At 27.9% G+C, this 24554-nt stretch carries 35 protein-coding genes and 2 pseudogenes; 5 read left to right on the forward strand and 32 right to left on the reverse strand.

What is annotated here, in order from left to right; translation table 11 throughout:
* Nucleotides 1–18 precede the first annotated feature (18 nt).
* Nucleotides 19–690: pseudogene (gene queC / locus JG676_RS08865) on the forward strand (7-cyano-7-deazaguanine synthase QueC); the annotation flags it as partial.
* Between the two features lie 114 nt (nucleotides 691–804).
* A complete protein-coding gene (locus JG676_RS08870; RefSeq protein ID WP_373563779.1) occupies nucleotides 805–1128 on the forward strand; it encodes a GNAT family N-acetyltransferase in 324 nt (107 codons plus the stop codon).
* A gap of 17 nt (nucleotides 1129–1145) precedes the next feature.
* On the opposite strand, the gene JG676_RS00650 is transcribed toward JG676_RS08870, so the two are convergent.
* From JG676_RS00650 to JG676_RS00665, 5 genes and pseudogenes are all read right to left on the reverse strand, one after another.
* On the reverse strand, nucleotides 1146–2663 hold the full coding sequence (locus JG676_RS00650) for a disulfide bond formation protein B (RefSeq protein WP_200217016.1): 1518 nt from the start codon (nucleotides 2661–2663) through the stop codon (nucleotides 1146–1148).
* Between the two features lie 13 nt (nucleotides 2664–2676).
* The gene (locus tag JG676_RS00655; RefSeq protein ID WP_200169185.1) at nucleotides 2677–2844 is read right to left on the reverse strand and encodes a dihydroneopterin aldolase; all 168 of its coding nucleotides are present in this window, start codon (nucleotides 2842–2844) and stop codon (nucleotides 2677–2679) included.
* Between the two features lie 40 nt (nucleotides 2845–2884).
* Nucleotides 2885–3427, reverse strand: a complete 543-nt coding sequence (locus JG676_RS09155) for a methyl-accepting chemotaxis protein (RefSeq protein ID WP_373563780.1) — start codon at nucleotides 3425–3427, stop codon at nucleotides 2885–2887.
* 633 nt (nucleotides 3428–4060) lie between these two features.
* Nucleotides 4061–4681 (reverse strand): annotated as a pseudogene (locus JG676_RS09160) (DAHL domain-containing protein); the annotation flags it as partial.
* Nucleotides 4665–5576 carry a cytochrome-c peroxidase gene (locus tag JG676_RS00665; RefSeq protein ID WP_200217017.1) on the reverse strand — a complete coding sequence of 304 codons (912 nt, stop codon included), beginning with the start codon at nucleotides 5574–5576 and terminating at the stop codon, nucleotides 4665–4667. The pseudogene JG676_RS09160 and the gene JG676_RS00665, both read right to left, overlap by 17 nt.
* A 208-nt stretch (nucleotides 5577–5784) precedes the next feature.
* Here JG676_RS00665 and JG676_RS00670 point away from each other — a divergent pair, with 208 nt between their 5' ends.
* The 3 genes from JG676_RS00670 (at nucleotide 5785) to JG676_RS00680 (ending at nucleotide 7463) form a co-directional block, all read left to right on the forward strand.
* Nucleotides 5785–6432, forward strand: a complete 648-nt coding sequence (locus JG676_RS00670; protein ID WP_200217018.1) for a ferritin family protein — start codon at nucleotides 5785–5787, stop codon at nucleotides 6430–6432.
* Nucleotides 6433–6436: 4 nt separating this feature from the next.
* A complete protein-coding gene (locus tag JG676_RS00675; protein WP_200217019.1) occupies nucleotides 6437–6676 on the forward strand; it encodes a DUF655 domain-containing protein in 240 nt (79 codons plus the stop codon).
* A gap of 220 nt (nucleotides 6677–6896) precedes the next feature.
* Nucleotides 6897–7463, forward strand: a complete 567-nt coding sequence (locus JG676_RS00680) for a ribonuclease HII (protein ID WP_200217020.1) — start codon at nucleotides 6897–6899, stop codon at nucleotides 7461–7463.
* A 127-nt stretch (nucleotides 7464–7590) separates the two neighbouring features.
* On the opposite strand, the gene secY is transcribed toward JG676_RS00680, so the two are convergent.
* The 27 genes from secY to dnaA form a co-directional block, all read right to left on the reverse strand.
* A complete protein-coding gene (gene secY, locus JG676_RS00685; RefSeq protein WP_200169180.1) occupies nucleotides 7591–8856 on the reverse strand; it encodes a preprotein translocase subunit SecY in 1266 nt (421 codons plus the stop codon).
* Nucleotides 8856–9248: a 50S ribosomal protein L15 gene (gene rplO / locus JG676_RS00690; RefSeq protein ID WP_200169179.1), complete on the reverse strand. Its 393-nt coding sequence runs from the start codon at nucleotides 9246–9248 to the stop codon at nucleotides 8856–8858. The genes secY and rplO overlap by 1 nt, the downstream gene beginning before the upstream one ends.
* 4 nt (nucleotides 9249–9252) lie before the next feature.
* On the reverse strand, nucleotides 9253–9696 hold the full coding sequence (rpsE, locus tag JG676_RS00695) for a 30S ribosomal protein S5 (protein WP_131163245.1): 444 nt from the start codon (nucleotides 9694–9696) through the stop codon (nucleotides 9253–9255).
* A 15-nt stretch (nucleotides 9697–9711) separates the two neighbouring features.
* Nucleotides 9712–10068 carry a 50S ribosomal protein L18 gene (gene rplR / locus JG676_RS00700; RefSeq protein ID WP_200217021.1) on the reverse strand — a complete coding sequence of 119 codons (357 nt, stop codon included), beginning with the start codon at nucleotides 10066–10068 and terminating at the stop codon, nucleotides 9712–9714.
* A 9-nt stretch (nucleotides 10069–10077) separates the two neighbouring features.
* Complete coding sequence (gene rplF, locus JG676_RS00705) at nucleotides 10078–10614, reverse strand: 50S ribosomal protein L6 (RefSeq protein WP_200169177.1); 537 nt, start codon at nucleotides 10612–10614, stop codon at nucleotides 10078–10080.
* A gap of 73 nt (nucleotides 10615–10687) precedes the next feature.
* Nucleotides 10688–11083, reverse strand: coding sequence for a 30S ribosomal protein S8 (gene rpsH, locus JG676_RS00710; protein WP_200169176.1), 396 nt, complete (start codon nucleotides 11081–11083; stop codon nucleotides 10688–10690).
* A gap of 10 nt (nucleotides 11084–11093) precedes the next feature.
* On the reverse strand, nucleotides 11094–11279 hold the full coding sequence (locus JG676_RS00715; RefSeq protein ID WP_131163241.1) for a type Z 30S ribosomal protein S14: 186 nt from the start codon (nucleotides 11277–11279) through the stop codon (nucleotides 11094–11096).
* A 2-nt stretch (nucleotides 11280–11281) separates the two neighbouring features.
* Nucleotides 11282–11827: a 50S ribosomal protein L5 gene (rplE, locus tag JG676_RS00720; RefSeq protein WP_200169175.1), complete on the reverse strand. Its 546-nt coding sequence runs from the start codon at nucleotides 11825–11827 to the stop codon at nucleotides 11282–11284.
* Between the two features lie 5 nt (nucleotides 11828–11832).
* Nucleotides 11833–12066, reverse strand: a complete 234-nt coding sequence (gene rplX, locus JG676_RS00725) for a 50S ribosomal protein L24 (protein WP_131163239.1) — start codon at nucleotides 12064–12066, stop codon at nucleotides 11833–11835.
* A complete protein-coding gene (gene rplN / locus JG676_RS00730) occupies nucleotides 12066–12434 on the reverse strand; it encodes a 50S ribosomal protein L14 (protein ID WP_131163238.1) in 369 nt (122 codons plus the stop codon). The genes rplX and rplN overlap by 1 nt, the downstream gene beginning before the upstream one ends.
* Before the next feature lie 2 nt (nucleotides 12435–12436).
* The gene (gene rpsQ / locus JG676_RS00735) at nucleotides 12437–12685 is read right to left on the reverse strand and encodes a 30S ribosomal protein S17 (protein ID WP_200217022.1); all 249 of its coding nucleotides are present in this window, start codon (nucleotides 12683–12685) and stop codon (nucleotides 12437–12439) included.
* A gap of 3 nt (nucleotides 12686–12688) precedes the next feature.
* Complete coding sequence (rpmC, locus tag JG676_RS00740) at nucleotides 12689–12880, reverse strand: 50S ribosomal protein L29 (protein ID WP_131165627.1); 192 nt, start codon at nucleotides 12878–12880, stop codon at nucleotides 12689–12691.
* On the reverse strand, nucleotides 12867–13292 hold the full coding sequence (gene rplP, locus JG676_RS00745; RefSeq protein ID WP_200169173.1) for a 50S ribosomal protein L16: 426 nt from the start codon (nucleotides 13290–13292) through the stop codon (nucleotides 12867–12869). The genes rpmC and rplP overlap by 14 nt, the downstream gene beginning before the upstream one ends.
* Nucleotides 13292–13993 carry a 30S ribosomal protein S3 gene (rpsC, locus tag JG676_RS00750; RefSeq protein ID WP_131163234.1) on the reverse strand — a complete coding sequence of 234 codons (702 nt, stop codon included), beginning with the start codon at nucleotides 13991–13993 and terminating at the stop codon, nucleotides 13292–13294. The genes rplP and rpsC overlap by 1 nt, the downstream gene beginning before the upstream one ends.
* The gene (gene rplV, locus JG676_RS00755; protein WP_200217023.1) at nucleotides 13994–14368 is read right to left on the reverse strand and encodes a 50S ribosomal protein L22; all 375 of its coding nucleotides are present in this window, start codon (nucleotides 14366–14368) and stop codon (nucleotides 13994–13996) included. It abuts the gene before it with no gap.
* Between the two features lie 10 nt (nucleotides 14369–14378).
* Nucleotides 14379–14660 carry a 30S ribosomal protein S19 gene (gene rpsS, locus JG676_RS00760; RefSeq protein WP_131163232.1) on the reverse strand — a complete coding sequence of 94 codons (282 nt, stop codon included), beginning with the start codon at nucleotides 14658–14660 and terminating at the stop codon, nucleotides 14379–14381.
* Between the two features lies 1 nt (nucleotide 14661).
* Nucleotides 14662–15492, reverse strand: a complete 831-nt coding sequence (rplB, locus tag JG676_RS00765; protein ID WP_200217024.1) for a 50S ribosomal protein L2 — start codon at nucleotides 15490–15492, stop codon at nucleotides 14662–14664.
* 1 nt (nucleotide 15493) lies between these two features.
* Nucleotides 15494–15775 carry a 50S ribosomal protein L23 gene (locus tag JG676_RS00770; RefSeq protein ID WP_131163230.1) on the reverse strand — a complete coding sequence of 94 codons (282 nt, stop codon included), beginning with the start codon at nucleotides 15773–15775 and terminating at the stop codon, nucleotides 15494–15496.
* 2 nt (nucleotides 15776–15777) lie between these two features.
* The gene (gene rplD, locus JG676_RS00775; RefSeq protein WP_131163229.1) at nucleotides 15778–16392 is read right to left on the reverse strand and encodes a 50S ribosomal protein L4; all 615 of its coding nucleotides are present in this window, start codon (nucleotides 16390–16392) and stop codon (nucleotides 15778–15780) included.
* Complete coding sequence (rplC, locus tag JG676_RS00780) at nucleotides 16389–16964, reverse strand: 50S ribosomal protein L3 (RefSeq protein WP_200169170.1); 576 nt, start codon at nucleotides 16962–16964, stop codon at nucleotides 16389–16391. Before rplC ends, rplD begins: the two co-directional genes overlap by 4 nt.
* A gap of 3 nt (nucleotides 16965–16967) precedes the next feature.
* Nucleotides 16968–17285, reverse strand: coding sequence for a 30S ribosomal protein S10 (gene rpsJ, locus JG676_RS00785; protein ID WP_200169169.1), 318 nt, complete (start codon nucleotides 17283–17285; stop codon nucleotides 16968–16970).
* A 326-nt stretch (nucleotides 17286–17611) separates the two neighbouring features.
* Nucleotides 17612–17998, reverse strand: coding sequence for a preQ(1) synthase (gene queF / locus JG676_RS00790; RefSeq protein WP_200169168.1), 387 nt, complete (start codon nucleotides 17996–17998; stop codon nucleotides 17612–17614).
* Between the two features lie 114 nt (nucleotides 17999–18112).
* On the reverse strand, nucleotides 18113–18646 hold the full coding sequence (locus JG676_RS00795; RefSeq protein WP_200217025.1) for an adenylate kinase: 534 nt from the start codon (nucleotides 18644–18646) through the stop codon (nucleotides 18113–18115).
* Entirely contained in the window at nucleotides 18646–19620 is a 975-nt protein-coding gene (locus tag JG676_RS00800; RefSeq protein WP_200217026.1) for an HTH domain-containing protein, read from the reverse strand. Before JG676_RS00800 ends, JG676_RS00795 begins: the two co-directional genes overlap by 1 nt.
* A gap of 17 nt (nucleotides 19621–19637) precedes the next feature.
* Nucleotides 19638–21956 carry a DNA topoisomerase (ATP-hydrolyzing) subunit B gene (gyrB, locus tag JG676_RS00805; protein WP_200217027.1) on the reverse strand — a complete coding sequence of 773 codons (2319 nt, stop codon included), beginning with the start codon at nucleotides 21954–21956 and terminating at the stop codon, nucleotides 19638–19640.
* A gap of 36 nt (nucleotides 21957–21992) precedes the next feature.
* Nucleotides 21993–23060, reverse strand: a complete 1068-nt coding sequence (gene dnaN, locus JG676_RS00810; protein WP_200217028.1) for a DNA polymerase III subunit beta — start codon at nucleotides 23058–23060, stop codon at nucleotides 21993–21995.
* Between the two features lie 129 nt (nucleotides 23061–23189).
* Nucleotides 23190–24512: a chromosomal replication initiator protein DnaA gene (gene dnaA, locus JG676_RS00815; RefSeq protein WP_200169163.1), complete on the reverse strand. Its 1323-nt coding sequence runs from the start codon at nucleotides 24510–24512 to the stop codon at nucleotides 23190–23192.
* Between the last annotated feature and the right edge of the window lie 42 nt (nucleotides 24513–24554).

Raw genomic sequence — 24554 nt, forward strand, 5'->3', positions numbered from 1 at the left:
ATAATATTAAGGACAAAAATGAGCAAAAAAGCACTTTGCATTATAAGCGGAGGAATGGATAGCACTACGTGTGCTTATTTGGCAAAAGAACAAGGTTTTAAAATAATAGCTTTGCACTTTGATTATAATCAACGCACACAAAATAAAGAAAGAGAATGTTTTAAACAAATTTGTAAAAACCTAGGAGTAGAAAAATCTTATATTTTAGATACTTCTTTTATAAAAGAAATAGGAGGAAATGCTTTAACAAATACAAATTTACCTATACCAAAAAATGAACTTCACTCAAACGATACACCACCTATTACCTATGTGCCATTTAGAAATGGAATTTTTTTAAGCATAGCAGGCTCTTTGGCAGAAAAAGAAAAATGCGAAGCTATTTTTATAGGAGTAGTCGAAGAAGATGGTAGCGGATATCCAGACTGCACAGCTCAATTTATAAAAAAAACAAAAGAATTTATTAATGAAGGAACAAGCAAAAATTATAAAGTTGAAATCATAACCCCATTAATCAATCTAAAAAAAGAGCAAATTGTTTCTTTGGCTTTAAAAAAAAATATCCCTTTAGAACTTACTTGGTCTTGTTATGAAAATGAAAATGAAGCTTGTGGTGAATGTGATAGTTGTCTGCTTCGCTTAAAAGGATTTAATCAAGCCGATCTAGAAGATAAAATTCCTTATTCAAACAAAATAAAATATTTAAAAAAACTAAATGAAAATGAAAAAAAATCTTTACTTAATATTTGGGAAAAAAGCGTTTTAGCTACTCATCACTTTTTAGATAAAAAAAATTTCAATATCATAAAAGACTATCTAAAAAATAATGGACTAGAAAAACTTCAATTTTTATTTTATTATAAAAACAACAACTTAGTGGGCTTTTTGGGATTTTATAAGGATATTATAAAAATGCTTTTTATTGATCCTCAATATTTTCGTCAAAAATACGGAGAAAAGCTTATAAAAAAAGTTCTAAATGATTTTAATATACAAAAAGTTGAAGTTAATAAAGAAAATTTAAATGCTATAAAATTTTATAAAAAAATGGGCTTTGAAGGCTTTAATGAATATATTGATGATTTTGGCTATAAATTAATAAAATTAAAACTAAAAAATAAACCCTAGAAAACTAGGGTTTATCATTAATTTAAAACATAAAGTTTATTTTCGTTATTCTGATAAGATAGAATATTTATTGATCCATCTTTAAAGAAAATACTTCTTGCATTTGTAATAACTTGTGGATAAGAAATAACTTTTATCACTTCTTCTTTTTCCGGATCAATCACTGCAATAACATTATGATTTTTACTTAATGCATAAATCAAACCATCTTTATAAGTCATTGAAGTTATATAAAGATCTCCTAAAGTTTTTCCTTCCTTGAGCTCAGCTTTAGGTGTAAATTCTCCAGACAATACACAATCTTTTAAAGAAAATTTAGAAATAACAAAAGTTTTTGCATCTTTATTGTTTGGAGTTGTTGCAAGATAAAAATAATTATTATCCGCGGTCATACTTAATACATGATTAAATTTAGATCTTACAGTATCCAATCTTCCGCGACCTAAACCTTTTCCTTGACCTTCAAAATTGTTTGAACCTTTTATAAAATCAGCATATTGCAAAGCATCATCAGCATTAGGATTTTTCTTAAATCTTAAAAATGATTTATTTGAACCCATAAGAATAAATTTATCATTCATATAAGGAATAATTCCTATGATAGGATCAATAGTAGCTGAAAAATAAGGATCTAGTTCGAAACTTTCTTTGATTTTAAAATTATCATCAAGAAAAGCAACATCCCATTTAGAACTTGCTATAAATTCATTATTAATATAATCAAGCGTATTTATAGGCTTATAAAATGATATAGTTTCTTCTTTTGCAATACTTAATTCATTATCAATCTTAGCAAATGGAGAATTATTAATGTTATTATCAAATTTAATCCCTAATTTTTCACTTGCAGGAGCAAAAGCATAATCAGGTGCCTTAACATCACGTTTTCCTAAAAAAGATATATTTTGCCATAAGCCATTCCAGCCTTCTGTGCTCCAAATAACATATTTTGGATTTAAGGTAAATCTTACTGGATCTCCTTGTCCCACATATGGAGGAATTCCGGTACTTACAAAAGCTTGAAAAACATTTGAAGCTATAATTAAAGCACTAATTAATACAGCAGTAAAACTAAATTTAGTAAATCTTCTAAATTGTTCTCCATTTAATTCTTTTTCAAAAGCACTAAATTTAGGAGCAAAAGCAAAAATTACACCTAATAATAATACAACAGCCCAAAATACAACTTCAGCCCAAAAATATGTATGAATTCCAAAAACAGCTAATCCAAAACCTTGATCTAAATCGCGATGAGCGTGATTTCCATAGTGAGCAAAGGACTGATAAAGACCAATAGCAGTCATAATTAAAAGAGCAGCTAAATATTTTCCTTTTATACCATAACGGACTATAAAAAGGGCTATTACTCCTATAAAAATCATAGCTTCTCTTTGACCCCAGCAAAGAGTACAAGGACTATCACCCAATATATAGCCAAAAACCATATTCGCAATTCCAACGGGCAACAGTATGATTAAAAAACCCGCTAAACACATTAAAGTATAAAAATTTTTTGTTTTATTAATCTCGTTCATTTTAGCCCTTTCTTTATAAATTCATTATAGTTAAAAGTGCACCAGTTTTGTGACCAACATAGAAAAAAACCATCATTAACCAAGCTATTATTACCAAAGTAAAAGCAAGTTTTTCTTTTTCTGGTTTTTTAATCATTAAGATTAAAGCAATCAATACCAATAAAAGCTCTAAAAACTCCATAACGCCTCCTTATTAAAAAAATTAAATATTTTATTATCAATTACTTAAAACTTCCTAATTTTTCAGAAAGCTTTGAAGCGCCTTCTAATACATCCTCTGAAATAGTATTTATTTCCATTGAAAGTTCTTTAACCGAGTTAGCAAGTTCGCTTACCTTATCAATATTACCCCCTAAATTTAACATTTTATCTTTTATTTCAACGCTTTTATCCTTCATTGTTTGAGCTGATTGCTTACTTGATTCTAATTTATACATGGAATTTACAAGTTCTTTTTGCAAATCATTTGTTTTAAGAGAAGTTTCTTTCATAGAATCATGAATAGTATCCATTAAAGATTTATTATCATTAATTTGTTGCACTATCATTTGAACAGTTGTATTAATATCAACCAAAGATTTACTTGTTTTATCAGCCAACTGCCTTACCTCATCAGCCACAACAGCAAAACCTTTTCCGTGCTCTCCTGCACGAGCAGCTTCAATGGCAGCATTTAAAGCCAAAAGATTGGTTTGATCTGCAATATCCCTTATGGAGCTTGTAATAGAAATAATATTATCAGCAGTTTGAGTTAAATAATCCATATTTTTAACAATATTTTGTTCTTTCTCATTGCTTTCATTTATCAAACCTACAAGATCTGATAAAGTTGATTCTACTTTATTCATTAATATACTCATATCTTGCATATTATTAATACTTTCTTGGGCAAGATTATGGGCTAAATCTATATGACTATCTAGAGCTTTTGTGATACCTCTTACACTTTTAATTTGTTCATTTTGAGAATTTGAACTCTCTTCTAATAAACTTACATTATTTTTAAGTAATTTTGAATTCTTATAAGACATTTCTGCACTATGAATTGCCTCAAGAACGGAATTTTCAACAGTAGAAATAAAAGTATTAATATAACCTGCACTTTTTCCCAATTCACTTTTTGGGTTAATATTTAATCTTGCTTTTAAATTTGCCTCATTTCCAGCAAGATTAGCACTTAACTTTTCTAAAATAGAAATAGGAATAACAACTTTTTTAAGTGTTATTAATATAAATAATCCCAATAAAACAATAGTGATACAAACTATAGCTAAAGCAAAATAAAGATTATTAAGCATTTTTGTTGCTAATTTTTTATTAGTCATATTTTTAAAATCAATAATTTTTGTCTCCAAGGTATTATCTAAATACATTGAAGAATTTACTTGCATAATATAAATTTGATCGACAATCATTTGAAAATGTTTTAAAAATAAACTAAGCTCTTCATTTTTTATATTTATATTTTTTAAATTATTGATATATTTTCTAAGAATATCTAAAGTGGTTTTTTCTAAAATGCTTTGCGTTGCTAAAACTGTTAAAATTTCATTTGTATTTTTAAGAACTTCAGGTATTTTAGGATACTCTGTTAATTGATTGTTTAAATATTCTGTTAATATATTTTTATTTAATTCATAAAGATAAATTTTTGAATTAATTGCGATAGAATTTGCTGATTTAAATTTTTCTAATTGCTCTACTTTAGTTTTAAAAATATTATCAATTTCTGAAACATCTATTGAGAAATTACGAAGCTTGGTTAAAGAATCTTCAAATTCTTTAACCAAGCTTACGCTTGAATCATAATTAACAAAATTAAATCTCTTTTCAAAAATTTGATCAATCCTAGAATCTAAAATTTCTAATTTATTTAATAAATTTGCAACTTGCTCATTTCTCTTAGAATTCAAATGATTACTAAAAATAAAAAACAATAATGCCAAAACAAAAACAAAAACAATTACAGCTAAGCAAACAAATTGATACAAGAAAAAACTTTTATTTGACTTGATCATTATATTCTCCTGTTAAACTTTCTAAAAAAGCTACAATCTCATCAACAGTTTCTTGATCTAAAAATTTACCAAGTTGATAATAAGCCATAAATTGAACACAAGCATCTAAAGTTGGAATAGACCCATCATGATAATAAGGAGCTGTTTTTGCAACATTTCTTAAACTTGGAACTTTAAAAACCATTTTATCTTCAGGATTTTTAGTTATTTCATACCTTCCTAAAACTTCTTGATTAGGATATTCTTCAAAAATTCCAATTTTTTGATACATATTACCTCCAATATTTATTCCTTGATGACAAGCTATACAACCATTATTTTTAAAGGCTTCATATCCTCTTTTTGCTTTTTGTGATATAGCAGTACTATCACCTTGTAAATATCTATCAAAAGGTGAATTTAAAGTAATTAATGTTTTTTCAAATTCTGCTATAGCATCCATTATATTATCTATATTAACCTTGCCATAAATTTTTTTAAAATCATCAACATATAAAGTATTGGTATTAATTTTCTGAATTAGTTCTTCTTCTGATTCTAAACCCATTTCTATAGGATTAAAAAATGGTACTTTAGCTTGTTCTTTTAAATCTTTGGCTCTACCATTCCAAAACTGAACAAAATTAAATACCGAGTTAAAAGTAGTAGGAGTATTAAAAGGTTTATCAAGTTGCCCTTTCACTCCAGTTGAAAATTCTTTATTATCAACTCCAAAATTATCAATTCTATGGCAAGTATTACAAGATACTGTTCCATCTTTTGATAAACTTGTATCATTATAAAGCTTCTTTCCCAAAATAGCCTTTTCTTTATTGTAAGAGACTTTAGATATAGGAGTTATCATATCATCTGCATAAAGAATTGAAATAAAAACTAAAAATATCAGCTTTTTCATTATAAAAATAACCTCTTTCTTAAATAATAAAATTAAATTTTTTATATAATATTAATTTTAAAATTAAATATTTTTAAAATTAAAAATTAATATTTTATAATAAAAATATTATAAATAAATTAATAAGTAATAAAAATTATTAATTGACAAAAGAATTTTTTTGTTATAAAATCATAAAGTTTAACACTATATAAACGAAGGACAAACAATGAGACAATATGAAACTTACAAATGCAATAAATGTGGCAATGAAGTTGAAGTTCAAAATGTTGGTGGTGGTAAATTAGTTTGTTGTAATGAAGAAATGCAATGCATAACAAAAGATTTAACTGCGGTTAATTTAATGAAAGCATTTGCAGGCGAATCAATGGCTAGAAATAAATATGATTTATTTGCAGATATAGCACAAGAAGAAGGTTGGCACGCAATAGCAAAACATTTTAGAGAAGCGGCTGAAAATGAAAAATGGCATGCAAGAGCTGAATTTAAAGCTTATCACGAAATCGTTGATGGAAAGCCTTTAGAAGTTACAACAAAAAATTTAATTAGCGCTGCAGAAGGCGAAAATTATGAACATAGTATTATGTATCCAAATTTTGCAAAAATTGCAGAAGATGAAGGCAAAAAAGCAATAGCAAGATTGTTTACAGCTATTGGAAAAGTAGAAATCGAACATGAAAGAGAATATTTAGCTCTTAAAAAAATGCTAGAAGAAGAAGAATTTTTTAATAGCGAAGTAGAAGAACTTTGGGTTTGTGAGGTTTGTGGTCATATTCATCGTGGTAAAAAAGCTCCTGCTACTTGTCCTTTATGCAGAGCTCCAAAAGAATATTTTAAAAGAGAATTTTTAGGATAAAAAAATGAAAAAGATTGGATTTTTATTTTTTATTCTTTTAAATGCATTATTTGCCAAAATTAATATTAATACAGCAAATATCGAAGAATTAAAAACTCTTAATGGTATAGGTGAATCAAGAGCTAAAGCTATTATAACCTATAGAAAAGATCAAAATTTTACAAGCATAGAAGATATTAAAAAAGTAAATGGTATTAGTGAAAAAATATTTACAAATATTAAAGATTCTATTAGCGTTGAATAATTAAAACCCTATTTTAGGGTTTTAAACTTTTTAATTTAGTGCTTATAATGCTTTATAATTTACAAAAATTAATTTTAAAAACTAAAAATTAATACTATTTTTACTTAAAATTCCATAAACAGATTTTAATCTCATAGAATTAAAAAATATAAAAATTCATAATCAATTTTTAATTTTAACACTAAAGAAAATAAAATATAAAATTCACTACAATATTTTTATGAATTTATTTAAAGAAGATGAACTTACAATAAGCAATAATTTAATAGGTATAGATGAAGCAGGACGTGGAGCTCTAGCTGGTCCTATGTTTTTATCAGCTTGTAAACTTCACAAAAATATAAAAGGACTTTGTGATTCTAAAAGACTAAGCGAAAAAAAGAGAGAAGAACTTTATACGCAAATCATTAAAAATTCAAACTATCTAATACTTAGCTTTTCATCAGAACAAATTGATACTCTAGGGCTTAGCTCTTGTCTAAAAATAGGTCTAATGCTTATAAAAAAACACTTTAACGAAGATAGTGACTTTTTATACGATGGCAATACAAATTATGGTATAAATGGTATAAGAACTCTTATAAAAGCTGATTCTAAAATTCCTCAAGTAAGTGCAGCTAGCATACTTTCAAAAGTCAGTAAAGATAAGGTGATGAATTTTTTGGCTAAAGAATTTTCTTATTATAATTTTGAAAAAAATAAAGCTTATGGCACAAAAAAGCATAAAGAATTGATTCAAAAATTTGGACCTTGCAGACTTCATCGTAAAAGTTTTAAGCTTATATAAACTAAAAAGCATTAAGGCTTATAAAAATAATTGATCAAATAATAAAAAATAATTTTATCAAGTATTGTGCAAGATAAAGATTGCTAAATATTTTTGATAAATTATAGACAAAGAAAAATTCCTTTGTCTATAAACCTACTGCGCTAAGAGTTTGGTATTTGCTCATATAAATTTGAGCTTCAATTTTTCTCATTGTATCAAGGGCAACTTGAACAACAATTAAAACAGAAGTACCTCCAAAATTAAAAGGTACTCCCATAAATTTAACTAAAACCCAAGGTAAAGTAGCTATAAGCCCAAGATAAATAGAACCTGATAAAGTAAGTCTTGATGCAATTTCATTTAAATAATTTGCCGTTCCTTCTCCAGGTCTAATTCCTGGTATAAACCCTCCTTGCTTTTTAAGATTTTCTGCTATATCTTTAGAATTAAACACTATAGAAGAATAAAAATAAGCAAAGAAAATAACAAAAAAGAATGTTAGAATATGAAATATATAACCATTTGGATTTAAAAAATCATTAATAGCTTGTAAATAAGAATTGGTACTTGATTGTAAAATTGTAGCTGGAAACATTAAAATCGCACTTGCAAAAATAGGAGGTATAACACCGCTTAAATTTAATTTAATAGGAATATAGTTCATAATACGTTTATTTTGATTTTGCATTACAACTTTACGCGAATAAGAAATTGGAATACGACGCTCTCCTAATTCTACATAAATTATAATACCTATAGTTAAAAGTATCAAAACAAAGATAACAAATGCACTTAAAAAATTCATTTCCCCTGAATTAATTTGACCCACAGTATTTTCTATAGCTCTTGGAATAGCTGAAACAATTCCAGCAAAAATAATCAAAGAAATACCATTACCAACACCTTTTTGTGTAATTTGCTCTCCTATCCACATCAAAAGCATAGTTCCTGCAAGCATAGAAATAGCACAAAGAGCTATAAAGGTATTTGTATCCTCTAATATAATGGCATTAACGCCTCCGCGTCCGTGTAAACTTTGCAAACCTATAGCCACACCCACACTTTGAACTAAAGTTATAAAAATAGTTGCATAACGGATAATCTGCATATATTTTTGCATACCATCACGTTCTTTTTTCATTTTTCCAATATTTGGAAAGGTGGCAGCTAAAAGTTCCATAATAATAGAAGCTGTAATATAAGGCATAATCCCTAAAGAAATAATAGAAAATCGCTCAGCTGCTCCTCCGCTAAAAACATTAAACAAACCTAAGGCATTATTTTGATTATTATTAAAAAATTCTGCAATTACATCAGCATTGACGCCAGGAACAGCCACATAAGCTAAAACCCTATAGGCGAATAAAAACGCTAAGGTAATTAAAATTTTATTCGTCAATGCTTTATTCATTATTTTATTCCACTAATACTTATATTTTGATCTTTAATTTTAGAGGCTAAATCTTTAGCACTTTTTCCAATTAATTTTATTTTTTTAACAGCTTTTGAAATTTTATGTATGCTTTTAATGCTTTCAAAGCTAATTTCGCTTAATTCTTTAATAGCTACAATTTTTTCAACATTAATTACATAAGGTTTTTCCACTCTAGAAGTAAAACCTACTTTTGGTAATCTTCTTTGAAGTGGTTGTTGTCCTCCCTCAAAACCTCTTTTTTCATTATAACCTTTTCTTGCAGTTTGGCCTTTTCCTCCTTTGGTGGCAGTCTTACCCATACCAGAGCCTTGACCACGGCCAATTCTTTTAGTTTTATGCGTTGAACCCGCTGCTTTTGTTAAATTCATCTTCTTATCCTTTTAACATTGTTAAAGCTTTGATTGTAGCACGAACCACATTAGCTGAATTATTTGAACCTAAAGATTTAGTTAAAATATCCTTAATACCCGCAAGTTCCACAATAGGACGTGTTGAACCACCTGCTATAACTCCCGTTCCTTCGCTTGCTGGTCTAAGTAAAATTCTACTTGCATTATATTTAACTTCAACATCGTGAGCGATAGTAGAACCTTTAGTTTTTACTTCAACCATATTTTTAAAGGCATCATCAACAGCTTTGCGAATAGCATCAGGAACTTCTTTAGCTTTTCCATAGCCTACACCTACTAAACCTTTACGATTTCCTACTATAACTAAAGCAGTAAATCTAAATCTTCTACCACCTTTAACAACTTTAGTAACCCTGCCAATATCGACGATTACTTCTTCAAATTCTTCTCTATTATATTTTTCCATCGATCCTCCTTTGGGTTATAGCTTAATGCCATTTTCTCTTAAAGATTCAGCTAAAGCTGCAATTACACCATGATAAACATAACCATTTCTATCAAAAATACCTTGTTCGATTTTTTTAGCTTTTAAAATTTTTGCAAATTCAGCAGCTATTTTTTTAGCACCCTCTTTATTTGCTTTTACATTTATCTTACGTCCATCAATTGCTGCTAAAGTTACAGCTTTAACATCATCAATAGCTTGTATATATAGGGTTTTATTTGATTTAAACACAGAAATTCTAGGTAAAACTTCAGTTCCTGAAATTCTTACTCTAATTCTCTTTTTTCTTTTAATTCTTAAAGAAATTTTTCTTTTTAATATATTTATTCTCATACCCTATCCTTACTTCTTAGATGTTTTACCAGCTTTACGGATAATACGCTCATCAGAATATTTAACGCCTTTACCCTTATATGGCTCTGGTGGTCTAAACTCACGAATTTGAGCAGCAACTTGTCCAACAACTTGCTTATCACTTCCTTTTACAATGATATTATTTTTATCTACTACAATTTCAATACCTTCTGGAATATCATAATTAATAGGATGTGAGAAACCAAGTATTAATTCTAATACTTTGCCTTTTAATGCTGCTTTATAACCAACACCATTGATTTCAAGAGTTTTTGAGAAACCTTGAGTCATTCCCACAATCACATTATAAGCAAGCGCTCTATAAGTTCCCCAATAAGCTCTACTTTGTCTGTCTTCACCCTTTGGAGAGAAAATAATTTGCTTATCTTTAATTTCAACATTAACATTAGCTTTTGTATCAAGCTCTTTTATTAAATTTCCTTTTTTAAATTTTAAGAAATTTCCTTCTATTGTAACTTCTATCCCATCTGGAATAGAAACTGGTTGTTTACCTATACGAGACATATTTTTCCTTTTTATTTGTCTAGGATATTTCTACTTTTTAAAGAATGGATACCCAATGCCATAAAAAGTAAGATTACCAAATGGTACATAAAATTTCGCCACCTACTCCTGCTTTAAAAGCTTCATCGTTTGGCAAAACACCTTTGCTTGTGCTAACTACTATAGTTCCATAACCATTTTTAAAACGTTTAATTTCATCTTTACCTTTATAAACACGACGACCTGGTTTAGAAACTCTTTTAATTTCGTTTATAACACTTTGTCCTTTTTCATCGTATTTTAAAACTACATTAACAAATTTCTTTTTATCTTCTTCAATAATATTGAAACTTTCAATATAACCTTTTGCTTGAAAAATACCCACTAAAGCTTCTATAACATTAGAATGTAAAAGCTTAGTAGTTTCAAGCTTTCTCATACTTGCATTTCTAATACGAGTAAGTGAATCTGAAATTATATCATTGATCATTATTTTTTCCTTACCAACTTGCTTTTTTAAGACCTGGAATTAATCCTTCATTGCCCATTTTTCTTAGACAAACTCTGCAAATTCCAAAATCTCTATAAACTGAATGAGGACGCCCACAAACTTGACATCTTGTATATCCACGAACCTTAAATTTAGGTTTGCGTGCTGCTTTAGCAATCATTGATTTTTTAGCCATTTTTATCTTCCTTTTGCAAATGGCACACCTATAAGTTCTAATAATCTGTGTGCCTCTTTATCGTTTTGTGCTGTTGTAACAATAGCAATATTCATCCCGTGAGTTCTTAAAATTTTATCATACTCAACTTCTGGAAACATTAGTTGCTCATCAAGACCAAAATTATAATTTCCACGTCCATCAAAGCCATCTTTGCTTAAACCTCTAAAATCCTTTACTCTTGGTAAAGCAATAGAAATAAGCTTATCTAAAAAAGCATACATATTATCTTTTCTTAAAGTCACCATAACACCTACAGGAAAACCTTCACGCACTTTAAAACCAGCAACAGATTTTTTTGCTTTAGTTATAACGGCTTTTTGTCCAGCAATTAAAGAAATAGTATCAGCAATATTTTGCAATACTTTTTGATCTTTAGCTAATTCTCCTGCTCCTACACTAATAACAATTTTTTCGATACTAGGTATAAGCATAGGATTTTTAATATCAAATTCTTTAACTAAAGCAGCTTTTATGTTTTGATCATATTTTTCTTTTAATCTCATCATAAATTCTACCCCTCAATCTTTGCTACATTGGAAATATCCATAGGCATTTCTTTATTGATAAAACCACCATTTGGATTTTTCTCAGTTGGCTTTACAGCTTTTTTAGCTATTTTGCAACCTTCAACAATCACTTGAGATTTTTTTGGAAAAACTGCTAATACTTTTCCTGTTTTACCTTTATCATCTCCTGTAATGATTTTTACATTATCACCTTTTTTAATTTTAAATTTAACTGCCATTATAATACCTCCGGTGCTAGTGAAACAATTTTCATAAAGCCACCATATCTAACTTCTCTTCCCACTGGTCCAAAAATACGTGTTCCAATAGGCTCTCTCTTGCTATCAAGTATTACAGCAGCATTTTCATCAAAACGAATTAAAGATCCATTTTCTCTATGAATTTCTTTTTTAGTGCGAACTATGACTGCTTTAACAACCTGACCTTTTTTAACCTTACCATTTGGTAAAGCTTTTTTTACAGATGCAACAATTACATCGCCTACTGTAGCATATCTTCTTTTGCTACCACCCAAAACCTTAATACACATAAGTTCTTTTGCACCACTATTATCAGCAACTGCAAGTCTTGTAAAACTTTGAATCATTATTAAACTCCTGTAGCTAATACAGATTTTAAGCGAAATGATTTTCTTTTAGAAATAGGTCTGCATTCTATAGCTACCACAACATCTCCTACTTTAGCCTCATTTCTTTCATCGTGAATTAAATATTTTTTAAATCGTTTAACAATTTTTCTATATCTTGGATGAACAACTTTTCTTTCAACCAAAACACTTACTGTCTTATCCCCAGCAATCTTAACAACAATACCTTGAATTTCTCTTTTAAATGCCATATTCTATCCTTGTTTTAAAACGCTAATTGCCGTACTTATTCTAGCAATATCTTTTTTAACTTGTCTAATCTCATTTGGATTAGTAAGTTGCATAGTTTTTAGCTTTTGTCTTAAAGTGAATAAAAGCACCTTTTTTTCTTTTAGCATTGTTGCAAGCTCGGCTGCATTTTTATCTTTAATTTCAGTATATTTCATTTTGGCTCTCTCTTGTAACAAACTTAGTTTTAAAAGGTAATTTATGCATAGCTAATGTTAAAGCTTTTCTTGCCATTTCTTCATTAACTCCTGCCATTTCATAAATAATACGTCCTGGTTTAATATTCATTACCCATTCTTCAACTGCACCTTTACCTTTACCCATACGAGTTTCTAAAGGTTTTTTAGTTAAAGGCTTATCAGGAAAAACTCTAATCCAAGTTTTACCTTGTCTTTTAACAAAACGAGTTAAAGCTATACGCGCAGCTTCGATTTGACGTGAATTAATGCGACCTGCTTCAGTGGCCTTTAATGCAAATTCACCAAAAGTAAATTCTGTTCCTCTGCAAGCATAACCTCTATTACGCCCTTTCATCATTTTACGATATTTCGTTCTTTTTGGCATTAACATTATTTACTCCTTCTTCGTCTTGTTGTTTTTTTAGCCGGAGCATTTTCTTCAGTTTTTTCAGGTTGCATTCCTTTTTGTAATACTTCACCTTTAAAGATCCATACTTTTACTCCTATGTTTCCATAAGTAGTTCTAGCTTCTGCAAAACCATAATCAATTTTTGCTCTTAAAGTATGAAGTGGCACACGACCTTCTAAATACCATTCTGTTCTTGCCATTTCAGCTCCGCCTAAACGGCCTGAAACAGAAACTTTAATTCCTTTAGCTCCTGCTTTTTGCGCTCCTTGAATAACCTTTTTCATTGCTCTTCTAAAGGCTACTCTCTTCTCTAATTGAGTTGCAACACTTTCTGCTGCAAGTTGAGCTGAAGCTCCTGCTTTTCTTTCTTCTTTAATGTTGATATTAACATCTTTACCAATTAAATTTTGAAGATCTTTTCTTAAAACATCAACATCGCTACCTTTTTTACCAATAATTATGCCTGGTCTTGCTGCTACAACAGTCACACGCAATCTTTTAGCTGTTCTTTCAACTAAAATTTGACTAATTCCTGCATAATAAAGTTTTCTTTTTAAAAAAGTTCTGATTTTGTAATCTTCACCAATATTTTCAACCAAACTTGTTTTACTAGGAAACCATCTTGATTCCCAATTTCTATTAATTCCTAATCTTAAACCAATCGGATTTACTTTTTGTCCCATTTAGCTTTCCTTCTTTGCTGTTGCTTTTTTAGTGCTTTTATTATTTTTTGTTTCTTTTTCTATTTTAGCAACCTCTACTAAAATATGAGAAGTAGGTTTTCTAATACGACTTGCACTTCCTCTAGCACGTGGTCTAAATCTTTTAAGAACAGAACCTGCATCAACACGGCAACTTTTAATTATAACTTCATTGGCTTCAAAACTACCATTAGCTACTGCACTTGAAATAGCATTAGCAATATATTTAGCACCTTTATTTGGCATAAATTTTAAACTTGCCATTGCAAGTTCAGCATTCATACCTTGAACCTCTCTTGCAATAAGTCTTGCCTTAGTTGGAGACAATCTTATGAATTTAATTAAAGCTTTACTCATATCTTATCCCTTACTTACCTATTTTCTTTTGAACAGAGCCTTTATGGCCTTTAAATGTTCTTGTTGGTGCAAATTCGCCAAGTTTATAACCAATATGGTTTTCTGTAATATAAACAGGAATAAAACTTTTGCCATTATGAACATTAAAAGTTAAACCTATCATATCAGGAATAATTGTACTTCTTCTTGACCAAGTTTTAATAGGTTTATTATCATTATTCTTTTTTGCAGCGATGACTTTTTTCATCACATGATCATCTACAAAAGGACCTTTTTTTAACGATCTAGCCATCTTATTTTCCTTTTCTTCTTGAAATTATTAATTTATCACTTGCTTTTTTACGACGTGTTTTTGCACCTTTAGTAGGTTTACCCCAAGGAGTCACAGGATGACGTCCTGAATTTTTCTTACCTTCTCCCCCTCCGTGTGGGTGATCAACTGGGTTCATAGCAGAACCTCTGGTTTGAGGACGAATTCCTCTATAGCGATTACGACCTGCTTTACCTATGGTAATGTTAGCCCAATCTTCATTTCCAACTTCACCAATACTTGCCATACATTCAGCTAAAACTTGTCTCATCTCACCACTAGCAAGTCTTAAAATAACATATTTTTCTTCCTTGCCCATAAGTTGTGCATATGCTCCTGCTGAACGTATCATTTGAGCACCTTTGCCTGGCTTTAATTCTATATTATGAACTATAGTTCCAATAGGAATATTTTTAAGCTTCATAGCATTACCTGGCTTTATATCAAGCCCACTTTCTGCTGAAGCTACTATATCTCCAACATTTAGACCTTTTGGCTGAATAATATATCTTTTTTCTCCATCTTTATAAGAAATCAAAGCAATTCTACAATTTCTATAAGGATCATATTCTATAGTTTCAACTTTACCTTCTATATCGAATTTACGACGTTTAAAATCTATAATTCTATAAAGTTTTTTAGCTCCAGCTTGTTTATGACGGCTTGTAATTCTTCCATAACTATTACGACCCGAATGAGATTTAAGTTTTACAAGCAAAGATCTTACGCTTGGTTTTGCTGTAATATCTTCAGAACTTAAACCTGTCATATATCTTCTACTTGGAGTATATGGTTTGTAAGTTTTAATTGCCATTTTAAGCCTCCATATTTTCTAAGCTAACACCTTCAGGTAGCTTTACATAGAATTTTTTATAATCGTTTCTTTGTCCTGTACGACCTCTAAAACGTTTCACTTTTCCATTAGTTCTTAAAGAATTAATACTTTGTGCATTTACGCCAAAATATTCTTTTAATATTACTTTTAAACTTGTTTTAGTCATTCTTGTTGAAGTTTGAATAACTACGACACCATTTTCTTGTAAATTCAAGCTTTTTTCTGTATAAAGTATAGTTTTAATATCTGTAATATCTGCCATAATTATCCTTCTTTTGTAATTGAATCTAATGCTGATTTTTCAAAAATAACTGCATTAAAAACAGCTACAAGATATGCATTAACTTCGTTTATATCAACAACATAGCAATTTGACAAATTTCTATAAGCTAAAAGTGTTTTTTCATCTAGCATATCTTTAACAATTAAAGCATCTTTAAGCCCTAATTTTTTAATAACAGCATTAGCATCTTTAGTTTTACCACTTTCTATAGTTAATGAAGGAACTACAAAAAGAGAATTTTTTGAAGCTTTTTCTTCTAAAGCTCTCTCAAGTGCTAATCTTTTTTGCTTTTTATTAACTTTTTGGAAATAATTTCTATTATTAGTAGGACCAAAAGCTACAGCACCTCCTACCCAAACATTTGTTCTTGTAGAACCAGCTCTTGCCCCACCTCTTCCTTTTTGTCTCCAAGGTTTTTTACCACCACCACTTACGTCGCTTCTACCTTTTGTATGAGCAGTATTTGCTCTAAGACTAGCAAGATAAGATTTTACATATAAATAAAGATTGTGTGGATTTACTTCTGCATATTTAGCAGGAAGATCTAATTCTCCAGCTCTATCAAATTTTTCATCTAAAATAGTTATTTTACTCATTTTGCAATCCTTATTTTACCCATGGCACCATTATATCCTGGTACTGCACCTTTAACAACTAAAATTTTATTTTGTGCATCATAGGATACAACTTCGTTTTTAACACTAACCTTTTCATTTCCATAATGTCCTGCCATTTTCATCCCTGGTTGAACACGACCTGGCCATTCTCTATTACCAATTGATCCGTGGCGTCTGTGAAATCTACTTCCGTGAGATGCCGGACCACCACCAAAATTATGTCTTTTAACAACACCGCTATAACCGCGTCCTTTAGAATTAAAACTTACTTTTAAAATTTTTGCTTCATTCAAAGGAGTTTCATCTAAATCACCTATTTCTGTATTTGCCACTTCTAAAGTTGCAAAGCGGTTAAATTCGGCTGAAAGATTGTATTTTTTTTGTTGACCTTTTATACATTTGTTGCTTCTTTTACCTTTAGGATAAGCAACTAATGCTTTACCATTATCAATTTCACAAACTTTAGTATTCACAACTTTTAATAAAGTTACGGCAATACTAGGACTTGTGATAGTTCTACTCATACCTATTTTTTCTACAATATATTCCATATTCTATCCTTTTTTACCCATAGCTCTAACTTCAACATTAACTTCTGGAGCTAAATCAAGCTTAGTTAAAGAATCAACTGTATCAGGAGTAGCAGCCACTATATCTAATAAACGTGCGTGAATTCTAATTTCAAACTGCTCACGAGAATCTTTATTAATATGTGGGGATTTTAAAACTGTATATCGTTTAATTTTAGTAGGTAATGGTATTGGACCTCTAATATCTGCACCTGTTCTTTTAACAGCTTCTACAATCGCTGCAACTGTTCTATCTAGGACTCTGTGGTCATAAGCTTTAAGCTTAAGCCTAATTCTTTCCATAATTTTTCCTTTTAAAAGAACTCGTTAGTTTAAAAACTAACTAAAAATAAAACGAAAGTATAATAAATTCATATTTTGCTTGTCAAGAGAATTTATAAAAATATTTAATTTTTATCCTTTAAATAAGGATAAAAATTAAAATTATTACTTTATAATTGGTAATAAATTTTTAAAAATAAAAAGTATTTTATATAAAATTTATTTTTTATTATTTAAAAAATAATCTTAATTAGTACGATTAAAGTATAAAAATTTAATAATTGAATTTGAATTAAATAGATAAAAATTTATTATTTTTAGATTTAATTTTTATCCATTTTTTAAATTTACTTTGGCACAATCATATCACTTCGACATTCTATGATAGTATGTACATTACCACGTGGGTTAAAATCCCCTACAACTTTAATCCATTTTGGTTTTAATTTATCTTTTAAAGTATTGTAAATTTCATTGATACTTGCTTCGTGAGAAATATTTCTATACATAAAAGAATTAATATATAATTTTATAGCTTTAAGTTCAACTACTAGTTTATCTGGAATATATTCAAAATAAATTGTCGCAAAATCAGGATACCCACTTCTTGGACAACAGCACATAAATTCAGGCAAAGTAATCTTAATCACATAATCACTTTTAGCATCATTTGGCCAAAGCTCTAAGTGTTTATCTACATCAAATTCTTTTATCTCTTTTTCACCATAACGCATTATTTATGCTCCTTTTAAATAATTTTAGTTTATTAATTTTAAAATTAATTACAAATATAGACGAATATTTATCTGCTAATAGTATTTTTTTCTAAGAGTAAAATTATACAAAAACTAATTAAAAAAAATTAAGGCTTTTTCAAACTCTAATTCATAATTTTCTTTAAATTCTAAAAAATTACATTGGTATTTTAAACATTCTTCTTTTAATTTTAGATGATCTTTTATAAGTTCATTTAGAATTATTTTTTCACTTGCTAAACGTTTTTCTATTACACTTTCTTTTTCATAAATCAACTCATAATTTTTTAGAATATATTCTTTAGAAAAAAGTAAATTTAAATGTTTTATTTTAGATTTAAACTCTTCTTTTAAAAGATTAATATATTTAGGATAAAGATAAATTCCTTCTAAAATAAGATTTTGATTATTTTCTAAATTAGTTTGTATGATACTTCTAATAATAGGATATAAAAATTTAGCGATTTTTATATCTTCATCAACTTCAAAAGGTTTAGGAAAAATTCCTTTTAAAAATCCCATTTTTAAATGATCTAAGCTTATATAAGGATAATGATAAAGTTCTAAAAGTTTTTGAGCAAGTAAGGTTTTTCCAGTATGTGATTCTCCAGCTATTAAAAAAATCATTAAATAATTTTTTTATCTTTTAAATATTTTTGCATTTTTTCATCATTGTAAATTTCATCATAAAATTTATATCCAATACGTTCAATATCACTTATACTAATATCTTTACTTAAATTTTGTATGAAATTTTTAAAATCTTCATTTTTGCTCACTAATAAATCGAGTGTTATTAAATCTAAATTCTGTTTTTCTTTTGCTCTAATAATTATTTTAGAATTATTAATATCTGTATCAAGCTTTATAAAACCTATACCAAAAGCATTATTTAGTCTCCAAAGTTCTTTCATAATTTCATCATCAAATTCTAAAGCAACTAAGTATCCTTCATTCGCCCAACTTGAATTACTTACAGCTTGAAAATAACTTGATCTTAAATTAGAAAAATCAAGTTTGACTTTTAACTCAAAACTATAAATTTTATAAGAAATTTGATTTAAATTTTTACAAAGTGTAAAAGTTTCATCTTCATAATCTTTAAAAGGAAAATGCACACCAACTATATCAGGATGAATCCATTCATTTTCGCCACTTTTACCTCTTTGAGACTTTTCGTGAAAAATAGTTTTAGAATAAAGATTAAAATTTTCACTTTCAAATAAAAATTTAACAAGTAAAGGATGTAAATCCCTTTCTTTAAATTTAATTTCTTTTTGAATCAATAAATTTGAAAATTTATTAGTTGATATATTTTCAATATTTTTTAAATCGAGCTCATTTTCTCTTTCTTTAAGCCAAAATTTTGTTGGTCTTTTAGAAACTATTGAAAACAGAGAATTTTTACTATTTAAATTTACATAAATTTTAGCAGTTAAACTTGCAACTGGAGTTTTACTTAAATTCCCATCTTTATAAGTTTGAAGTTTTTTTTCAAAACCTTTATCTAAAGCATATTGCCAAATTTCATTTGCACTTAAAGGAAATTTACTTTCTTTTAAAACTTCTATAATTAAATCTAAAAAATTATATTTTTTCATAAATTATCTCTAAATTCTCACACATCTAAATGCTTGACGTCCTTAGCGTGAGCTTGGATATAATCGCGTCTAGGTTCTACATCATCACCCATAAAGAGATTAAAAGTATCATCAGCACTTTGTGCATCTTCGATGGTAATTTTAAGAAGTCTTCTTGCACTAGGATCCATAGTTGTTTCCCAAAGTTGTTCAGGATTCATCTCACCTAGACCTTTATAACGATAAATATCAGCTCCTTTTTTAGCATTACTTTCTACTTCTTCTAAAATTTCTAAAATATCTTTTTCAAATTTCAAATCTCTTTCTTTAATCTTATCAGAGATAAAATTTGCTTCAACATATAAAGGATGAGTAAATAAATCATCATTGATTAAAAGTTCTTCAAGTCCATTTTCAGTTTGAACAAAAATACGAATTTCATTTTCATTGATATAAGAATTTAAAATATTATAATTTGATTTTTCAAGATAAACTTTTATAATGTTAAAAAGTTCTTCATTTGAATTTTTAATTAAATCTGGATTTTCAATTAAATATCTAATCACTGAAATGATATTAAATCTTTTTTCAAGTTCTTTAAGTACAGAACGATAAGCTGAAACGATTTTTAAAAAATCTTTTAAATCATTAAGTCCTATACCTTGGTAGTTAGAATTTTCTATACCCATTTCAATTAAAAAATCATTTAAAGCCTTTTCATCTTTTAAATAAATTTCTTTTTTCTTTTGTCCTCTTTTTTCATAACGATATAAAGGAGGTTGAGCTAAATAGATATGACCATTTATTATTAAATCTTTCATAAAACGGAAGAAAAAAGTTAAAAGTAGAGTTTGTATATGAGATCCATCAACATCAGCATCTGTCATAATGATGATTTTATGATATCTAAGTTTTGAGATATCAAAATCTTCTCCTATACCACAACCAAAAGCAGTAATCATATTTTGAATTTGTTCTGATTTTAAAATTTTATCAAGTCTTGCTTTTTCAACATTTAAAATTTTACCTCTTAAAGGTAAAATTGCTTGAAAAGATCTTTCTCTACCTTGTTTTGCAGAACCCCCTGCAGAATCCCCTTCTACAAGATAAATTTCACTTTCACTTGGATCTTTACTTTGACAATCAGCTAATTTACCAGGTAAAGTCCCTACACTTAAACTTTCTTTTTTACGTGTTAATTCTCTTGCTTTTTTAGCTGCTTCTCTACCGCGTGCTGCCATTAAGGCTTTATTCATTATAGCTTTTGCTTCTATAGGATTTTCTTCAAAATATTTAGTTAAATACTCAAAAGAAGCTTTTGAAACTATAGGACGTACATAAGTTGAACCTAGTTTTCCTTTAGTTTGTCCTTCAAATTGTGGTTCAGGAACTTTAACACTTACTATAGCTATAAGTCCTTCACGAATATCTTCTCCAGTAATTTTACTATCTTTTTCTCTAGCACTTGCATTAGCTTCTATGTAATTACTTATTACGCGTGTTAAACCCATTCTAAAGCCTGCTTCGTGAGTTCCACCATCTGGAGTTTTAATATTATTTACAAAAGAAAGCAAATTTTCACTATAAGAGTCATTATAAAGTAAAGCTACTTCAACATTTACATCTTCTTCATCTACACTGAAAAAAATTGGTTTAGTTAAAGCTATTTTTTTATTTAAATCTGTAACGAATTGAGAAATTCCACCTTCAAAATGAAAGCTTTCGTATTTTCCTATACGATTATCTTTAAAATTTATAGTAATTTTTGGGTTTAAATATGCAAGTTCACGAAATCTTTTAGCTAAGATTTCATAATCAAATTCTGTTACTTCAAAAATCTTATCATCAGGCCAAAATTCTATGGTTGTTCCTGTTTTTTTACTTTTTCCTATTACACCAAATTCACTGATAACTTTACCTTCTGAAAATTCTTGACGATAAATTTCTCCATTTCTTTCGACTGTGGCTACAAGTTTTTTAGAAAGAGCGTTTACAACTGAAACCCCAACACCATGCAAACCACCTGAAACTTTATAAGTATCTTTATCGAATTTTCCCCCTGCGTGAAGAACAGTTAAAACAACAGTTAAAGTTGGCATATTTTCTGTAGGGTGCATATCTACAGGAATTCCTCTACCATTATCACTTACTATACAACTTCCTTCAGTTGTAATTTCAATATCAATAGTATTACAATGCCCTGCCATAGCTTCATCAATAGAATTATCTACTACTTCATAAATCATATGATGAAGACCACCTATATTGGTGTCTCCTATATACATACCAGGACGCTTTCTAACAGCTTCTAAACCTTTTAGAACTTTAATATTACTTGCGCCATAATTTTCTTGCATATTTTTCCTTTTAGTTAAATTTATGATTTTTAAAAATTATAAAATCATTGGCATAATAACCATTTCAAGTTTTCCTGAACTTACAACAAAAGCTAAATTTGGTTCATTAATACTGATTTTAAATTCATTTTCTTCAATAGAAGATAGAAAATCTAATAAATATTTAATTTTAACACTAAGAGCAAATTCTTCTTCTAAATTAAGTTCTATATCAAGCTCTGTTTTTGCTTCCATATTATCAAGACTAATACCTTCAAATATAATTTTATTTTTTAGGAAATGAATTTTTAATTTTTCTGTTACTACGCTAATTTTCTTTAAAGAATCTATAAAATCTTCGGTTTGTAAAATAATTTCTTGTTTAAATTGTTTTGGCACAACTTTTTCATAATCTGGGAATTTATCATTAATAAGTTTTGTGAAAAATTCAAAATTGTCATTTTTAGCTATAAGCATATTTTCATCGTAAAATATTTCGATTTTTTCATAAAAAAGTTTTTGCATTTCTGTAATAGCTTTTTTAGGGATACAAATGTGAAATTCTTGTTCATTATTTTTTTCTAAAGTATAAATAGCTAATCTTCTTGTATCTGTTCCTACAAAATTGATTTTTTCAGTTTTTATATCTAAAAAAGCACCATTTAAAGAATATTTTGGATTATTTGTATCTATACTTGGGAGAATTTTTTTAAGAGATCTGCTTAAATCACTAGAATCAATATCGAATTTGTTTTTACCTTCTGTTTGTGGGAAATTTGGAAAATCTTCATAATTAAACATTGGTAATTTATATTTTGTGCTTTTTTGTCTTATAAATAAAAAATTATCGATAGTTTCAAGTGTAACTTCTTCATTGTTTAAGTTTTTGATTACATCAACAATGCTTTTTGCATTTGCTGTTGCAAAACCAGAAGATTCTATACGAATTTTTCTGATTTTATAATTTATTCCTATTTCAAAATCAGTTGCTTTGATTGTAAGTTTATCTTCATTTGCTTCAAAAAGTAAATGAGAAGTGATAGTACTAGAATCTTTCTTTTCTACATAAGCATTACATAAAATAATAGCAGATTCTAAAGTATTTTTATTTATACTTAATTTCATTTTTTCTCCTTTTTAATTTAATTTCATCATAATAATAAGCATATTGAAAATGTGAAAAAGTGTTTTAAAAATTTATTTTATCATAGTTTTCTCTTTTTTAATTTTTCATTTTTATTCACATTTTTTCACTTAACTTTGACTTTTTGTTAAAATTTTATTTTTAAGTTCTTCAATTTTATTTTTAAGTTCTAAATTTTCTAAAAAAAGTTCATTAATTTTTTTAATATTATGTGAAATTGCTGTGTGATCTTTCATTTCAAAAAACATTGCAAGTTGAGGCATAGACATAGTTGTAAGCTCTCTTGCTAAAAAAATCACAATGCGTCTTATAGTTACTATATTTTTTGTTTTTCTGTTTGATTTTATATCACTTGGTTTTATATTAAATTCTTTACAAACAATATTAAGTATATCTTCTATAGTAATATTTTCTTTTTTCTCTTTGATATGATCTTTCATTAAACTTTTTGCTATATCTAAAGTTATTTCTTGGTTAATAAGTCTTGAATAAGCATTTAGATTTGTAATCATACCTTCAATTTCTCTTATATTATCTCCCATAGAAGTTGCAATATAATTAATAACTTCATTATTTAAATTTACTTCATTAAATTCACATTTTTTTCTTATAATTGTCATTTTTGTATCAAGTTCAGGCGGTGTAATATCAGCAATTATTCCATTTGCAAAACGACTTTTTAATCTTTCTGTGATACCTTTTAACATATTTGGTGGATTATCTGAAGTCATAATAATTTGACCTAATCTATCTTTAATTTCATTAAAAGTGAAAAAAAATTCTTCTTGAATTTTATCTGTTTTTCCTAAAAATTGAACATCATCAATGAGTAATACATCACAATTTCTATACTTTTCGTGGAATTTTTCCATAGTTTTATTGCTTAGATGAGAAGTAAAATCATTAACAAAATTTGCACTTGTAGCATAAATAACTTTTTTGCCAAGTTCTAAACAAGTATTGCCAACAGCTTGGAGTAAATGAGTTTTACCAAGCCCAGTTGCTCCATAAATAAAAATAGGATTATAAAGTTTTCCTAATTTATCTTTGTTAGCTACAGCTTTACAGGTTACATAGGCATATTCATTCGAATCTCCTACAACAAAACTATCAAAGGTAAAAGAGGGATTTAATATAGTGCTTTGTGTTTTAATTTGCATTATATCTATTTTACTAGCTTTAGAATGGGTTTTTGTATTTTGTGTTTGAATAATAACTTTTGCTTTGATACCAGTTTGTACTTCATAAAAATAAGAAATTTTTTGAGCGTATTTTGTTTGAGTAAATTTAGCTAGAAATTCATTTGAAGCATTAAAAACTAAAAGATCTGCCTTACTTTGTTTTTCATTTAATTTAAGAGGTAAAATATAATTTTCATACTCATTTTCTGAAAGTTCTTTTTTTAAAAAATCAAGTATTTTATTTATATCCATTGAATCCTATCTAATATATTTTTTAAATTTTATCTTTAATTT

It is taken from the genome of Campylobacter sp. 2018MI34 (assembly GCF_016598975.1).
Lineage (GTDB): Bacteria > Campylobacterota > Campylobacteria > Campylobacterales > Campylobacteraceae > Campylobacter_D.

Excerpts from the sequence above, each read along its gene's own strand:
- JG676_RS00650 (WP_200217016.1), bottom strand. The coding sequence starts at position 2,663 with ATGAACGAGATTAATAAAACAAAAAATTTTTATACTTTAATGTGTTTA.
- JG676_RS00655 (WP_200169185.1), bottom strand. The coding sequence starts at position 2,844 with ATGGAGTTTTTAGAGCTTTTATTGGTATTGATTGCTTTAATCTTAATG.
- JG676_RS09155 (WP_373563780.1), bottom strand. The coding sequence starts at position 3,427 with ATGGATTATTTAACTCAAACTGCTGATAATATTATTTCTATTACAAGC.
- JG676_RS00665 (WP_200217017.1), bottom strand. The coding sequence starts at position 5,576 with ATGAAAAAGCTGATATTTTTAGTTTTTATTTCAATTCTTTATGCAGAT.
- JG676_RS00670 (WP_200217018.1), top strand. The coding sequence starts at position 5,785 with ATGAGACAATATGAAACTTACAAATGCAATAAATGTGGCAATGAAGTT.
- JG676_RS00675 (WP_200217019.1), top strand. The coding sequence starts at position 6,437 with ATGAAAAAGATTGGATTTTTATTTTTTATTCTTTTAAATGCATTATTT.
- JG676_RS00680 (WP_200217020.1), top strand. The coding sequence starts at position 6,897 with ATGAATTTATTTAAAGAAGATGAACTTACAATAAGCAATAATTTAATA.
- secY (WP_200169180.1), bottom strand. The coding sequence starts at position 8,856 with ATGAATAAAGCATTGACGAATAAAATTTTAATTACCTTAGCGTTTTTA.
- rplO (WP_200169179.1), bottom strand. The coding sequence starts at position 9,248 with ATGAATTTAACAAAAGCAGCGGGTTCAACGCATAAAACTAAAAGAATT.
- rpsE (WP_131163245.1), bottom strand. The coding sequence starts at position 9,696 with ATGGAAAAATATAATAGAGAAGAATTTGAAGAAGTAATCGTCGATATT.
- rplR (WP_200217021.1), bottom strand. The coding sequence starts at position 10,068 with ATGAGAATAAATATATTAAAAAGAAAAATTTCTTTAAGAATTAAAAGA.
- rplF (WP_200169177.1), bottom strand. The coding sequence starts at position 10,614 with ATGTCTCGTATAGGTAAACAACCAGTTTCTATTCCAGATGGGATAGAA.
- rpsH (WP_200169176.1), bottom strand. The coding sequence starts at position 11,083 with ATGATCAATGATATAATTTCAGATTCACTTACTCGTATTAGAAATGCA.
- JG676_RS00715 (WP_131163241.1), bottom strand. The coding sequence starts at position 11,279 with ATGGCTAAAAAATCAATGATTGCTAAAGCAGCACGCAAACCTAAATTT.
- rplE (WP_200169175.1), bottom strand. The coding sequence starts at position 11,827 with ATGATGAGATTAAAAGAAAAATATGATCAAAACATAAAAGCTGCTTTA.
- rplX (WP_131163239.1), bottom strand. The coding sequence starts at position 12,066 with ATGGCAGTTAAATTTAAAATTAAAAAAGGTGATAATGTAAAAATCATT.
- rplN (WP_131163238.1), bottom strand. The coding sequence starts at position 12,434 with ATGATTCAAAGTTTTACAAGACTTGCAGTTGCTGATAATAGTGGTGCA.
- rpsQ (WP_200217022.1), bottom strand. The coding sequence starts at position 12,685 with ATGGCATTTAAAAGAGAAATTCAAGGTATTGTTGTTAAGATTGCTGGG.
- rpmC (WP_131165627.1), bottom strand. The coding sequence starts at position 12,880 with ATGAAATATACTGAAATTAAAGATAAAAATGCAGCCGAGCTTGCAACA.
- rplP (WP_200169173.1), bottom strand. The coding sequence starts at position 13,292 with ATGTTAATGCCAAAAAGAACGAAATATCGTAAAATGATGAAAGGGCGT.
- rpsC (WP_131163234.1), bottom strand. The coding sequence starts at position 13,993 with ATGGGACAAAAAGTAAATCCGATTGGTTTAAGATTAGGAATTAATAGA.
- rplV (WP_200217023.1), bottom strand. The coding sequence starts at position 14,368 with ATGAGTAAAGCTTTAATTAAATTCATAAGATTGTCTCCAACTAAGGCA.
- rpsS (WP_131163232.1), bottom strand. The coding sequence starts at position 14,660 with ATGGCTAGATCGTTAAAAAAAGGTCCTTTTGTAGATGATCATGTGATG.
- rplB (WP_200217024.1), bottom strand. The coding sequence starts at position 15,492 with ATGGCAATTAAAACTTACAAACCATATACTCCAAGTAGAAGATATATG.
- JG676_RS00770 (WP_131163230.1), bottom strand. The coding sequence starts at position 15,775 with ATGGCAGATATTACAGATATTAAAACTATACTTTATACAGAAAAAAGC.
- rplD (WP_131163229.1), bottom strand. The coding sequence starts at position 16,392 with ATGAGTAAAATAACTATTTTAGATGAAAAATTTGATAGAGCTGGAGAA.
- rplC (WP_200169170.1), bottom strand. The coding sequence starts at position 16,964 with ATGGAATATATTGTAGAAAAAATAGGTATGAGTAGAACTATCACAAGT.
- rpsJ (WP_200169169.1), bottom strand. The coding sequence starts at position 17,285 with ATGGAAAGAATTAGGCTTAAGCTTAAAGCTTATGACCACAGAGTCCTA.
- queF (WP_200169168.1), bottom strand. The coding sequence starts at position 17,998 with ATGCGTTATGGTGAAAAAGAGATAAAAGAATTTGATGTAGATAAACAC.
- JG676_RS00795 (WP_200217025.1), bottom strand. The coding sequence starts at position 18,646 with ATGATTTTTTTAATAGCTGGAGAATCACATACTGGAAAAACCTTACTT.
- JG676_RS00800 (WP_200217026.1), bottom strand. The coding sequence starts at position 19,620 with ATGAAAAAATATAATTTTTTAGATTTAATTATAGAAGTTTTAAAAGAA.
- gyrB (WP_200217027.1), bottom strand. The coding sequence starts at position 21,956 with ATGCAAGAAAATTATGGCGCAAGTAATATTAAAGTTCTAAAAGGTTTA.
- dnaN (WP_200217028.1), bottom strand. The coding sequence starts at position 23,060 with ATGAAATTAAGTATAAATAAAAATACTTTAGAATCTGCTATTATTTTA.
- dnaA (WP_200169163.1), bottom strand. The coding sequence starts at position 24,512 with ATGGATATAAATAAAATACTTGATTTTTTAAAAAAAGAACTTTCAGAA.